The 12,958-nt window shown below is 67.7% G+C and carries 13 protein-coding genes; 6 read left to right on the top strand and 7 right to left on the bottom strand.

Translation table 11 applies throughout. The features are described from left to right. A partial coding sequence (locus GWK18_RS11625; protein ID WP_166835400.1) for a LysR family transcriptional regulator occupies positions 1–607 on the bottom strand: 607 nt, incomplete at its 3' end. 139 nt (positions 608–746) lie between these two features. Here GWK18_RS11625 and GWK18_RS11620 point away from each other — a divergent pair. The 5 genes from GWK18_RS11620 (at position 747) to GWK18_RS11600 (ending at position 5,147) form a co-directional block, all read left to right on the top strand. After that, positions 747–1,352 (top strand): LysE/ArgO family amino acid transporter, encoded by a 606-nt coding sequence (locus tag GWK18_RS11620; RefSeq protein ID WP_233568841.1) that lies wholly within the window; start codon positions 747–749, stop codon positions 1,350–1,352. Between the two features lie 55 nt (positions 1,353–1,407). Beyond that, positions 1,408–2,031: a dihydrofolate reductase family protein gene (locus GWK18_RS11615; RefSeq protein ID WP_166835398.1), complete on the top strand. Its 624-nt coding sequence runs from the start codon at positions 1,408–1,410 to the stop codon at positions 2,029–2,031. Between the two features lie 26 nt (positions 2,032–2,057). After that, positions 2,058–2,405 carry a YciI family protein gene (locus GWK18_RS11610; RefSeq protein WP_166835396.1) on the top strand — a complete coding sequence of 116 codons (348 nt, stop codon included), beginning with the start codon at positions 2,058–2,060 and terminating at the stop codon, positions 2,403–2,405. Positions 2,406–2,672: 267 nt separating this feature from the next. Continuing rightward, on the top strand, positions 2,673–3,638 hold the full coding sequence (locus tag GWK18_RS11605; RefSeq protein WP_166835404.1) for an intradiol ring-cleavage dioxygenase: 966 nt from the start codon (positions 2,673–2,675) through the stop codon (positions 3,636–3,638). 243 nt (positions 3,639–3,881) lie between these two features. Then, on the top strand, positions 3,882–5,147 hold the full coding sequence (locus tag GWK18_RS11600) for a benzoate/H(+) symporter BenE family transporter (protein WP_166835394.1): 1,266 nt from the start codon (positions 3,882–3,884) through the stop codon (positions 5,145–5,147). A 101-nt stretch (positions 5,148–5,248) separates the two neighbouring features. On the opposite strand, the gene GWK18_RS11595 is transcribed toward GWK18_RS11600, so the two are convergent. From GWK18_RS11595 to GWK18_RS11570, 6 genes are all read right to left on the bottom strand, one after another. Next, positions 5,249–6,433: a globin domain-containing protein gene (locus GWK18_RS11595; protein WP_166835392.1), complete on the bottom strand. Its 1,185-nt coding sequence runs from the start codon at positions 6,431–6,433 to the stop codon at positions 5,249–5,251. Positions 6,434–6,583: 150 nt separating this feature from the next. Next, positions 6,584–7,963 carry an FtsX-like permease family protein gene (locus GWK18_RS11590; protein WP_166835391.1) on the bottom strand — a complete coding sequence of 460 codons (1,380 nt, stop codon included), beginning with the start codon at positions 7,961–7,963 and terminating at the stop codon, positions 6,584–6,586. Then, positions 7,960–8,724, bottom strand: a complete 765-nt coding sequence (locus tag GWK18_RS11585; protein ID WP_123825810.1) for an ABC transporter ATP-binding protein — start codon at positions 8,722–8,724, stop codon at positions 7,960–7,962. Before GWK18_RS11585 ends, GWK18_RS11590 begins: the two co-directional genes overlap by 4 nt. A gap of 173 nt (positions 8,725–8,897) precedes the next feature. Next, positions 8,898–10,037 (bottom strand): maleylacetate reductase, encoded by a 1,140-nt coding sequence (locus GWK18_RS11580; protein ID WP_166835389.1) that lies wholly within the window; start codon positions 10,035–10,037, stop codon positions 8,898–8,900. Between the two features lie 431 nt (positions 10,038–10,468). After that, on the bottom strand, positions 10,469–11,230 hold the full coding sequence (locus GWK18_RS11575) for a rhomboid family intramembrane serine protease (RefSeq protein ID WP_245193261.1): 762 nt from the start codon (positions 11,228–11,230) through the stop codon (positions 10,469–10,471). A 90-nt stretch (positions 11,231–11,320) separates the two neighbouring features. Next, a complete protein-coding gene (locus GWK18_RS11570; protein WP_123825808.1) occupies positions 11,321–11,863 on the bottom strand; it encodes a peptidylprolyl isomerase in 543 nt (180 codons plus the stop codon). A 191-nt stretch (positions 11,864–12,054) separates the two neighbouring features. On the opposite strand from GWK18_RS11570, the gene GWK18_RS11565 reads away from it, so the two are divergent. Next, positions 12,055–12,897 (top strand): hypothetical protein, encoded by an 843-nt coding sequence (locus tag GWK18_RS11565; RefSeq protein WP_166835387.1) that lies wholly within the window; start codon positions 12,055–12,057, stop codon positions 12,895–12,897. Positions 12,898–12,958: the final 61 nt, after the last annotated feature.

Raw genomic sequence — 12,958 nt, 5'->3', positions numbered from 1 at the left:
CCGTGCTGCCCTTGTCCCCTCCCCTCCCGTCGGCCTGGTCCGCCAGCCGGTCCAGGAGGGTGGCGGACAGGCAGGGTTCGTAGACCATCTCCCCGAGCGCGATGCCCCGGCCCCCCGTGCCCGTCCGCTCGGACGTGGTCACGCCAGCCGCCACGGTCCCGGCCTGCAGCAACGCGAGTGAGTGGTCCTGATCCTCCACGCTCAACCGCACCGTGACGGGTATCTGTCCGGGAGCGACGACGGCGGATCCCACCTCCGCGAGCACCGGCCGGAACCACGTGGCCAGGGAATCGGCATTGACGGCCACGGGCAATTGCCGCCGCCCCGTTGCCGCTCCCGGGCCGTTCGGGTCACCGCCCAGACCCAGGTGTTCCATGGCGTCGTTGTGGAGGGCGAGGACCTGGCGCGCCAGCCGCAACACCTCGGTCCCGGGCTCCGTGAGCCGGACCGGGACAACGCGCTGAACCAACACGTGCCCCGTCTGGGTCTCGAGCGCCTTGATGCGCTGGCTCACCGCCGGGGCGGACACGTGCAGGCGCGCCGCGGCCCGGTCGAAGGTTCCTTCGTCCACCACCGTGACCAACGTGCGCAGCTGTTCGATGTCCATCGTGTGCCTCCTTGTGCGGCCGCTCCGTGGAGTTCCGCACGAGTTCCGCACGGCCCGCAGCATGATCTTAAGCAATTCTTTTTCTAGCGAAGAATCTTTCGCTGTACCACCGGTTGCCGTCGGCCTAACGTTCTTCCCCATGGGAATCTTTCTGACCGGAATGTTCGCCGGACTTGCGCTGATCGTCGCCATCGGCGCGCAGAACGCCTGGGTGCTACGTCAGGGCATCCGGCGGGAGCACGTGGGCATCGTCGTCGCCGTGTGCATCGCGGCCGACGCCCTGTTGATCGGCGTCGGGACCCTGGGGATCGGAACCATCGTGGAACGGTTCCCGTGGGCGTTGGTGGTCCTGCGATGGGGCGGGGCCGCCTATCTGATCTGGTTCGCGCTCCAGTCCTTCCGGTCGGCCTTCGGCAACGCGTCCCTCTCCCAGGCCGGAGGCGCAACCGCCGCCAAGTCCGCGGGGACTGTTCTGGCGACCACCCTGGCCCTGACCTTCCTCAACCCGCACGTGTACCTGGACACCGTGGTCATGTTGGGCAACCTGGCCAATCAGCAAGGAGCTCTGCGGTGGGTGTTCGCGCTGGGTGCCGCCACCGGCTCGGTGCTGTGGTTCACGGTCTTGGGCGTCGGCGCGCGAGCCCTGGCCAAGCCGTTGGATCGCCCGGGCACGTGGAAGGCGATCGACATCGGCGTGGGGCTGGTGATGCTGCTGATCGCGGTCAAGTTGATGGTCTCGGGGTGAACCACGGCAACGTGACCCGGCTTGAGTTGTCGGTGGCCCGGGCCACCATGGCTGCATGCCTGCACACACCTGGGACGCCACCGTCTTCGCCGGTCTGAGCGTCGACGGATTCATCGCCCGCACGGACCATGACATCGCCTGGTTGGAGGACCGCCCCGCCGTCGAACACGCCGCCGCCCGGGCGCATCCGGATGTCCCGGACTTCGACTCCCTCCTGGCATCCGCGGATCACATGGTCATGGGTCGGCTCACCTTCCAGAAGGTGCTGGAGATGGTGTTCTGGCCCTACGACCCCCTTCAGGTGATCGTGCTGAGCTCGACCCTCGGTGACGCTCAGCCGCACGGTGTCCTGGTGGCGCGTGACTTCGAGGACGCGGTGGCACTGCTGGATGAGCGCGGGGCGCGGCACGTGTACGTCGACGGCGGCAGGACGGTTCAGAGTTTCCTGGCCGCCGGGCTGGTCACGCAGGTGGTGGTCAATTACGTCCCGGTTCTGATCGGCTCGGGCATTCCGCTGTTCGGGGCACTTCCCGCGGATCTGCACCTGGCGCATCGCGGCACGGCGACCACCGCATCCGGCATGGTCAGCACGTGCTACCAGGTCCTAGACTCTCGTCCGGATTCGCCGCACAGCGCCTCGATCGCATCCTCCGTCCCGACCACGTCTGGTTCGGAATAAGGACCGGCCAGCACAAAGGAAACACCATGCCCCAGTTCTTCATCTCCGTGAACCACACCGACGACGCCGGCCTGCCCGAAGGCGTGAGCATGGAGGAACTCCACGGAGCCGTGATGGCCTTCAACCAGAAGATGCAGGACGAACAGCGCATCGTGTTCATCGGCGCACTCGAGCAGCCGGCCACGGCCGCCAAGCTCGTGGATGCCACGTCGGGAGAGACCACCGTGACCGACGGGACCGCAAGCGGTGCCCCCGTCCAGCTCGGCGGATTCTGGATCCTGGAAGCCGCCGATGCACAGGAAGCCCAGGACCTGGGTGCTCAGGCCTCCGCTGCCTGCCGCCAGGCGGTGGAAGTTCGTCAGATGCAGGGCTGAGGCCCCCACCCGGCTGACGCGCCCCCACAGGCACAGCCTGATCACAGGTTGACGCACCGGCCACCACAGGGTGCGCCCCTACCTTGAGTCTCAGACCGGGCCGCCGGGTGTCACTCCGCGCGGCTCAGACCATGACCCAGAGCAGGAGGCGCACCCGTGCTGTTCCGAAAGTCCCACCCGTCCCAGGAGATCCAGACCGCCGCGGAGCACCCGGCCACCCCGGAGGAGCAGGAGCCGGAGACCTACACCGACCCCTTCGGCATCGAGATGCAGGTGGTCGACGGCAAGCACACCTACCAGGGCCGCGAGCTTCCTCGGCAGGACGAGGAAGTGGTCGACCAGGGCCTGGGCTTCGACATCCAGACGCTGGTCAACCGGCGCAGCGTCCTGTCCGCGATGGGCCTGGGAGCCGCCGCCTTCGGGCTGGCCGCGTGTGCTCCGACGTCGTCGTCCGGCAGCAGCTCCTCGGCGAGCGCCACCGCGACCGGGTCTGCCACGGAGTCTGCCTCTGCGGATGCCACCGTGGACGTCGATTCCGAGATCCCGGACGAGACGGCCGGCCCCTACCCCGGTGACGGTTCCAACGGTGCCGACGTCCTGGAAGAGTCCGGGGTGGTCCGCAGTGACATCCGTTCGAGCTTCAACGGCCCCACGGGCACGGCCGAGGGTGTCCCCATGACCCTGGAGCTGACCATCGCGGACATGGCCAACGGCAACGCTCCCATGATGGGCGCCGCGGTCTACGTGTGGCACTGCAACCGCGACGGCGAGTACTCGATGTACTCGGAGAGCATCGCCGAGGAGAACTACCTGCGCGGCGTGCAGATAACCGACGGTCAGGGCAAGGTCACGTTCACCAGCATCTTCCCCGCGACCTACTCGGGACGCTGGCCGCACATCCACTTCGAGGTCTACCCGGACGAAGCCTCGATCACGGACTCGACCAACGCGATCTCCACCTCCCAGGTGGCCCTGCCGCAGGACGTGTGCGACACGGTCTACGCGACCACGGGCTACGAGCAGTCGGTAACCAATCTCTCCCAGATCACCTTGGACTCCGACAACGTCTTCGGTGACGACGGCGGCGCGAGCCAGCTGGCCACGGTGACCGGCAACGTGTCCAAGGGCTACAAGGTGGCCCTGACCGCCGGTGTGGACACCGGCACGGAGCCCACGGGCGGCTCGATGCCGGCCGCTGGCGGGGGCGCGCCCATGGGGGCACCCGGAGCCTGACCTCCCAACGGCGGATAAGGGCGACAGAGAAACCTGCGTGGATCGTACTGATTCACGCAGGTTTCTTCTGTTTTCACGTATCAATGCGGGTGTTGCCGGACCCGCCTGGTGGCGACCCCGGGCCGAAGACTGGGTCCGCTGTGCTTCCCCGAGTCCGCCCGGTCTGGTGAACTGACCGAGCGGCGGCACCGTGGCCGTCGTCGCCCCGCCCACCGGGTGGCCGCGGTCTCCGGAAGGGTGAGCATGCAAGCCGATCTGCGCGAACCGATCCTGGAAAGGCCCGGGGTACGCCCGGCCGGGCCGCGGGCCGTCTTGCGCGACTGGGCCCCGCTCTACGGCATCAACGGGCTGATCGGCCTGGTCTTCTCAGCATCCGGTCCGATCGCCGTGACATTGGCTGTGGGTGCCGCCGGTGGCCTCAGCGACGGTGAGCTCGCCTCCTGGGTGTTCGGGATCTTCCTCTCGGCAGGTTTGGCAACGGTGGTCATGTCGCTGATCTACCGCCAGCCCCTGGGTTTCGCGTGGTCCATCCCCGGGACCGTGCTCCTGGGTCCCTCCCTCCAGCACTTGAGCTTCGCAGAGGTGGTGGGGGCCTTCTTCACCACGGGCGTCCTGGTCCTGGCGTTGGGCGCCTCCGGGGTGGTGCGCAAGGCCATGGCCTTCATCCCCATGCCGATCATCATGGCCATGGTCGCCGCGGTGTTCCTGCGGTTCGGGACGGACATCGTGAGTTCCTCCACGGAGGCTCCCCTGATCGCGCTTCCCATGGTGGCCACGTTCGTCCTGTTCTCAGCGGTTCCCCGACTCGGCAAGGCCGTCCCACCGGTTCTGGCCACGCTGCTGGTGGGGGTGTCCGTGGTGGTCCTCAGCGGGCAGTTCACCTTCGACGCCGCGGGCCCCGTTCTGGCCCAGCCGCAGTTCACGGCCCCGGAATTCGCCGTCGCGGCCCAACTCGAACTGCTGGTTCCGCTGGCCATCACGGTGCTGGTGGTGCAGAACGGGCAGGGAATCGCGGTGCTGCGTTCAGCGGGGCACCAACCGCCCATCAACATGTTCGCCGTGGCCTCGGGTGCCTTTTCCGTGCTCAACGCCGCGGTGGGTGCGGTCAGCGCGTGCGTCACCGGCCCCACCAACGCTCTGCTCACGACCTCCGGCGAGCGCGAGCGGCAGTACACGGCCGCCCTGACCTACGGGGTGTTGTCCCTGGTGTGCGCCTTGTTCGCACCGGCCTACACCCGATTCATGCTCGCGACGCCGGAGGCCTTCATCCTGGCCCTGGGCGGGCTGGCCATGATCAAGGCATTGCAGAACGCGTTCGTTGCCGCGTTCGCCCACAAGTTCACCTTCGGTGCCCTGGTGACGTTCGTCGCCACCGTGTCCGGACTGGACCTGTTCAACATTCACGCGGCCTTCTGGGGCATCGTGATCGGCTACGTCACGTCGCGGCTCATGGAGCCCGCCGACCACACGGGTCTGAACGACCCGCACCGTAAAACGATCGACCGGTGAGTTCCTCCACCCACGAGCGTGCATGGGCGGGACAACTCACCGGTCAATCGGTTCATTCCACGATCGATCGGTCCGGGTTCAGGCCCTCGGACCGATCGGCGTCACGCCGCCTGGGCGCGAGCGGCGTCGTCGTGCAGCATCCACAGGTCGGGACCGAAGATCTCGTAGCGGATGTTCTTGCCCGGGACGCCGGCCGCCACCAGGGCGGAGCGTGCGTCCTGCATGAATCCCAGACGGCCGCACAGGTACACGTGTGAGTCCGGGGAGACGTTGAGCTCAGCGAAGTCCGGGCGGCCGGTGTGGTCGCCTTCCAGGGACTTGGTGGTCCACCGCTCCAGGGAGCCGTTGCTCAGCTTGGCCACGGCCTCCTGCTGTTCGGACAGCAGTGGGGCGTCCTCGTCGGTCGGATCCACGCGGATGGCACGGACTTCCCGGGTGGAACCCTCCGTGGCCAGGTTGTCCAGGAAGGACACCATGGGCGTCACACCGATTCCGGCGGACAGGAAGACCAACGGGGCCTCCGAGTCCGTGAGCACCACGTCGCCGTACGGGTTGGAGATGGGCAGCTCGGTACCGACCGGGAGTTCGTGCAGAACGGGCGTGACCTCACCGTCCATGTCCTTCTTGACCGCGATCCGGCGCGTGCCCTCCGGGCCGGGGATCAGGGTGAACTGACGGGGCTGTTCGATGCCGTCGGACATGCGCACCTTGACGCTCACGTACTGGCCGGCAATGGCGGGGGTCATGGGGGTGTCGTCGGCCGGCTCGAAGGTGAACACCACGGTGCCGCCGCCGGTCTCGGTCCGCTCGGCCAAGCGGAACGGCGCGAAGATGACGTCGTTGGCCTGGCTCGCGTACAGGCCACGCTCGAGCTTGAGCAGGGCCTCGGCCATGAGCCAGTAGACCTCGTCCCAGGCTTCGCCGATCTCGGGCGTGAGGGCGTCACCGAGGTCCGCGGCGACCGCACCCAGCAGGTGGTCGTGCACGATCTGGTACTGCGGCTCCACGATGCCCAAGGAGGTGTGCTTGTGGGCCACGCGGGAGAGCAGTTCGTCCGGGTAGGAGTCCGGGTGGGTCAGCAAGTGCTGAGCGAAGGCGATCACGGAACCGGCCAAGGTCAGCGGCTGAGCGCCGGACTTCTGGTTCGCGCGGCTGAACACACCGTCGAGCAGTTCGGGGTGCGCCTCGAACATCGACTGGTAGAACTTGGGCGCGATCTCCGGCAGACGCTCGACGATCACCGGCGCGGTGGCCTCGATCAGCGGCTTGGACTTCTCCGAGAGCATGGATCCTTCTTCCTCGGGTTCGCACCCGACGATTGGTGACAGGCCGTCATTTGCCAGCCGGACTGGACGCTACGACCGCTACCCATCGTGGGCCTTGACATCGATCAAGCTCTGGTCGAGTTGCCATGCGTTGCCAGGCCGGAGTCAAGGTCACAGGACCTGACCCACGGGCTCACGGACCGCCGTCGTGAGGGAGGACCGCGTGAGCAGAACCGCGAGAGGCACCATGAGAATCCCCAGCCCAAGGACGACGGCAGCCGCGCCCACGCTGGTGGGTGACAACACCAGGCCGACGCCCAGGACCGGGGCCTGCACCACCACGGCGCTGACCAGCGCCACGATCAAAAGAGCGCGCATGGGGCGGGTCACCGCCATGCGACGGACCCGATCGACGCTGCCGAAGGGCATGCCCACGAGGTCCAGGTTCCGCCACACGTCCCGTCGGTCCGCGACGGCGGCGGTCTGGTCGATCATGACCGCGCAGGCCACCGTGAAGAAGCCGAACAGGACGGTCAGCACCGCACCCGTCCTCATGTCCGCGACCAGGTGCTCGACGCCCGGCTGGCCCGAAGTCTGGGCCATGACCGCGAGCCCGCCTCCCACCGTCACGGCCACGAAGGCCAGCAGGACCACGGACTGTAGCTGGCGCCAGGCGGCTCGCGGGTCGGACAGGATCATGCGCGCGGCCACCAGGTGCTCGGGTGACTTTGCTTTGCGGTGCATCCGCCGTCCGGAACGGGCCACGATCCAGGGCCCCGCGAAGGCCATCGCCATCATGGGCACGCCGAACAGCACGGCACTGCCCACCAGGGCCACCCCGATCTCCGGGAGGCTCAGGGACTCCCGCCACAGGAGCACGACGGCCACCAGGGCGATCACGGGGACGACCGCTCGCAGCCAGTGCATCTTCGGCACGTCCCGTCGAGTGCGGACAGCCAGCGGGGAGATGGAGATTCTGCGCAGGCCGACGGCGGAGCTCACGCCTGCCAGGAGGATCAGCAGGGCCCAGCAGAGCAGAATCACCGGAACGGGCAGCACCATGGCCCCCGCGCCGATCTGACGTCCGTCGACGTGCAGCAGACCCAGGACGGGGATCAGCAGGGCGTAGAGCCCACCTCCGATCACAACACCCAGGGTGGCCTGGGCAACCGCCTCCCCCAGGATCAAAGCCGAGAGGGTTCGGCGGGACGCCCCCAGCAGCCTGAGCCCGGAAAGCCTGGAGTCCTTGCGGCGGGTGGAGAGTCTGGCTGCCGCGGAGGCCAGGTTGATCAGCGGCAGCGCCAGGATGAACAAGGCCACCGCGGAGAGGATCCGATAGGTGGAGACCATGCCTGGAGCTGTGAACTGGAACTGCCAGTACATGACCACGCCGGCGATCACGGAGACCAGCAGGCCGCTGACCAGTGCGTAGGCCGTCACGGGCAACGCCCAGGACCGGTGATCGGCCGCGCTCTTGCGGGCGAACAGCGTCAGAACGGGCAGCGGGGCTTTGGGGAGTCGTCCCGGGTGGACGGTCGTCAGGGCTTTCACGGGGCCACTCGCTCGCTCGTCGTCCGGGCCGCGCCGGCGCGGGGTACGTTCAAGTCAGCAGCCTCTGAATCGGCCGCTTCTGAATCGGCGACGATGCGGCCGTCGCGCAGCCGGATGGTGCGCGCGCACCGGGCCGCCACGTGCTCGTCATGGGTGACCACCACCAGGGTCGCGCCGCGTTCGGCCGTGGACTCCAGCAGCGCCTGCAGGACTTCCGCGGAGGTCACGGAGTCCAGGGCGCCCGTGGGTTCATCCGCGAAGATCACCTCCGGCCCGCACACCTGGGCACGGGCGATGGCTACGCGTTGGGCCTGCCCGCCTGAAAGCTGTCCCAGACGCCGGTCCCCCATGCCCTCCAACCCCAGTCGGTTCAACCAGGCCGAGGCTGTTTGGTAGGCACTGGCGCGATCCACGCCCGAGAGCATGAGCGGCAGGGCCACGTTCTCCACCACGGTCAGCTCCGTGAGCATGAGCCCCGCCTGGAACACGAAACCGAAATGCTTGAGACGCAGTTCGGCACGCTGTTCCGCGCTCATGACGTGCACTGCCTCTGCTCCGGTGGCGCCGTGGAAGTACACCTCCCCGTCCTGCGGAACGTCGATGCCTGCCAGGGCGTGGAGCAACGTGGTCTTCCCGGAACCGGACGGGCCCATGATGGCCACGGACTGGCCCCGATGAATGATGAGGTCCAGGTGATCGAGGGCTGCGGTGGGCCCGTAGAACTGACTGAGATTGACGGCTTGCAACTGTGGATGAGTCATGGCTCCACAGTGCTCGTTGGCCCCTGCCCGGCACATCGCCCGCCGGGATGGACTCCGGCCGCACCACCTCATGCCGGGGTCGCATGCCCTCCGTCCGTGACCGCCCGGAGCGTCATCCCCCGGTCTGAGGTGGCGGCCCTGTCCGGGACCGCGCCCGCCCTGCGCTCAGGGCGTCACCCGTCCAGGCGGTACGGCGAGCGCGGCAGGTCGCCCCGTTGAGCATCCGTGAGCAGGCGTTCCAGATCGGACTCGCCAACCGTCACGGGGTTCGACGGCGGCACCACCGCGGCCACCCGACATACGGCCTCGGACACTTCGGTGGCCACCAGGCCCAGGGGCTCGAGCGCATCCGGGGCATGGACAGCTGCGCGCAGGTCGAGCAGTCGGGTCAGGGCGGTCGCCGGGCCGGCGTCGTCGTTCCTGTCGCCCGTGCCGCCGCCCGTACCGCTGTCCTTGTCGTCGGTAGCTCCCAACGCGGTGGCCAGGCGCCCCATGACCTCCGGGGTCCCCGGGCCGTTGAGCGCCAGGACGTAGGGCAGGACGACGGCGTGGGTCTGGGCGTGCGGCAGGCCGAAGGTGCCGCCCAGCGTGTGACAGATCTTGTGGTGCAGCCCCGACCCCGCGGAGGCGAAGGCCACCGCGGCCAGGTAGCAGCCGTACAGCGCCTGCTCCCGCGGCTGCCGCGCGCCCGCATCAGCCGTGATCCCCGGCAATGCGCGAGCCAGCGCGCGGGCTCCCTCCAACGCCAGCGCCTGGTTGATCGGATCAGCCCGCGGGGCCCACAACGAATCCACGCAATGTGCCAGGGCGTTGAGGCCGGAACTGACGGCAAGATCCACGGGAAGGGTCATGGACAGGTCCGCGTCGTACACCACGCTGACCGGGAGGACCTGAGGCGCATTACCCGTGGTCTTGGTCCGATCCTCGGTGATACCCCACATGTCCGTGGCCTCGGAGCCGGCGTAGGTGGTGGGCACCGCGATCAGCGGGAGGCGGGAGGTCAGTGCCACGGCCTTGCCCAGACCGATGGCCGATCCGCCTCCGATGGCCACCAACAGGTCAGCTTGGCCCTCCCGTGCACGACCCCGCGCCCGCTCGGCGAGGTCAGCGGGAACGTGTTGGGCGACGTCGGTCCACCGCACAGAGACTCGGTTGTCAGGGACCAGGCGCTCGGAGGTCTGGGCGTCCCGCGCGCTGCTGATGACCATGACGCGGCGCGCGTCCAGCCGATCGAGTTCCTGGGCAATGTTTTCGGCCGCCTTGCCGGAGCCGAACAGGACGCGTTGGCCCAGGGTCACGTGGTGGAAGATCATCGCACCTTCCCCGTCACCCCGGCTGGGTCGGCCGGGTGCGGCACCCGCTATGGGTCCGCGGTCGTCCTGCTGATGAGTGTTGTTCGAAGTGCCTGGGGAATCCGGGGTTGTCACCAGCGCCGCCTTTGCCGTGGGACCGGAGCGCTCGTGTGCGCATGTTGGATCTCAACCTAGCGCCTGACTCGCCCGCCCAGCCCCCGAACCTGCTGGCGACTTGATCGAAACGCACGGCTGCCCGATCCCCACCCCGTGCAGAAGATTGTCCACAGGTGTGGAGAACATTGTGCACATCGTGAACCATGACCTCGGTCAAACGGCGGGATCCGCGTCAGGACACTGTCCACAGGGTTGTTCACACATGTGGAATTACACGTGTGGAACTTGTCCACGGGTGTGGATGAAGCCTGTGGACGGCGGGTACGCAGACGCCGTCAGCGCCCCTGTTGAGTGGCCTGAGGCCGGCCGCCGGAGCTACGTGGGTTGCGCCTGGAACGGGCCAGGAAGATGCCCGTGACGACCACACCGGTCACCAGCCCGCCCAGGTGTCCCTGCCAGGAAATCCCGGGGACCAGGAACCCGAACACCACGTTGACGCCGATCAGGACCAGGATGGTGGTCAGGTTCGACCGGAACTGCCGCGGCCCCCACAGCGTCACCGCCAGTACGGCCCCGAACAGGCCGAAGACGGCGCCGGAGGCACCCACCGTCAGCGAATATGTCGGGGACAGCAGGACGACGGCGGCAGCGCCACCCAGCAGTGATGCGACGTAGACGGTCAGGAACCGGCCACGCCCCAGTCCCCCTTCCAGCATCCGACCGAAGATCCACAGCGTGTACATGTTCAGGAGCAGATGCGTGGGATTGCTCATCGAATGCGCGAACCCGCTGGTCAGGATGCGCCACGGTTCCGTGAAGGCCACGGCCGGTGCCAGGCCCAGCCAGTAGGTCGCGTCGATCCCCGTGAGGTTCAGGATCCACATCAGGGCGTAGACCGCCACGTTGACCCAGATCAACGTCCAGGTGACGACCATCGGGTTGTGGGGGCGGACGGGGGCCTGACGGTCGCCAGGGCCGACGGCTCCGGCGTGTTCGGCGTGTTCGGAGTGGTAAGGCCGACCGTGAGCCGTTTCGTACGGGACGGGACCGCGGGCGCCGTCGTCGTCGGGATCGGGGCCGGGGGTGTACTGGTTCATGGGTGTCCTTCTGGGTGGCGCAAACCACGGAGGGCCCCGCCGATGCTCGGCGGGGCCCTCCGTGGCGCGCGTGCGCGACGTTCGTGTGGGTCAGAGCTGCTCGATGTCGATCGAGGTGATCACGCAGTCCTCCACCGGGCGGTCCATGCCGCCGGTGGTGACGTTGTTGAGCTCGTCGACCACCTTGCGGGAGGCATCATCGGCGACCTCACCGAAGATGGTGTGCTTGCCGTTGAGCCATTCGGTGGCGATGGTGGTGATGAAGAACTGGGAGCCGTTGGTTCCCTTGCCTCCGCGCTTGCCCGCGTTGGCCATGGCCAGCAGGTAGGGCTTGCTGAAGGAGAGCTCGGGGTGGATCTCGTCGTCGAACATGTAGCCCGGGCCGCCGACACCCTGACCCAGGGGGTCACCGCCCTGGATCATGAAGTCCTTGATGATGCGGTGGAAGATGACGTCCTTGTAGAGGGGGCCTTCACCCTTCTCGCCGGTCTGCGGGTGCACCCACTCCTGGGACCCGTCGGCCAGGCCGATGAAGTTCTTCACGGTCTTGGGAGCGTGGTTGCCGAAGAGGTTCACCACGATGTCGCCGTGGTTGGTGTGGATTGTCGCCTTGGCGGTGGCAATAGCAGTCATGACGCTCAGTATGGCACGCACGATTACGCGTGCGAACTGGTGACGGTCGAGGCCCCGAACTGTTCAGCGCACAGTGAAAATTGCGCTGATCCGGGCCGTCATTACGGGGTAAGTAGGCTTTCTATCGTGCTTGAGTACACGTGTGGCCGTATGCTGGCACAGGAGACTCGTCACCCTAGGAGGGAGCTTCCATGAGCTTGTTCAAGTCCAAGGCCCAGAAGAAGGCCAAGTCCCAGCAGAGCGCCATCGAGAACCGCATCGTCGATGCCGGTGACTGGATCGCCAAGGAGATCGGCGCCGTCGCCCCGACCCTGCAGCAGAGCGCCAAGTCAGGGGCCGCAACCCTGGCCGGTGGCGTGCACGCTGCCAGCCCCTACGTCCAGGACGGCATCGGCCGGGCCCAGGGCGCTGCGACCAAGGCAAAGATCGGCGCAAGCCCGGCGGTTGCCAAGGCTGCAGCCGCTGCTGCCCCCGCCGTGGCCAAGGTCAAGGCCTCCCAGGCTTCCGAGCGCGCCGCCAAGGTCTACGGTGACAGCCGCGACGCCGCTTCCGAGCGCTACAACGCTGCCGCAGCCCAGCTGGCCGGCAAGTTCGCCAACGCTGACACCCCGGAGCAGCTGGAGGCCATTGTGGCCCGTCTGACCGGCGACAAGAAGGCCGTCACCAAGGCAAAGAAGGCTGCCGCCAAGGTTGCCAAGGACTACGCCAAGCAGCAGAAGAAGGCCCAGAAGTCCGGCAAGGGCTGGCTGATCCTCGGGCTGGTTGCGGCTGGTGCCGTCGCCGGTGCTGCCGCGTTCAAGGCGTCCCGCCCGGTCCAGGATCCCTGGAAGACCCCGGCCTCCACGTCCCCGCGCGTGACCGCGTCCCCGGTTGACCCCAACACCACCGTTGCCGCGGGCTCCGGTGTCAAGGTCGACGACGCCAAGGACGCCAAGTCCCCGGTGGACGCCGCCAAGTCCGTCAAGGACGACGCCAAGAACACCGCTGCGGACATCAAGGAGCAGATCAAGGGCACGGACAACAACCAGGCCTGATCTTGCTGTCGTGATCTGACGCGATCACAGCGGCCCCGCACCTCTTCGAGAGGTGCGGGGC

The sequence above is a fragment of the Kocuria sp. JC486 genome (assembly GCF_011602805.1).
GTDB classification, from domain to species: domain Bacteria; phylum Actinomycetota; class Actinomycetes; order Actinomycetales; family Micrococcaceae; genus Kocuria; species Kocuria soli.
This window is presented reverse-complemented; position numbering and strand designations above follow the sequence as displayed.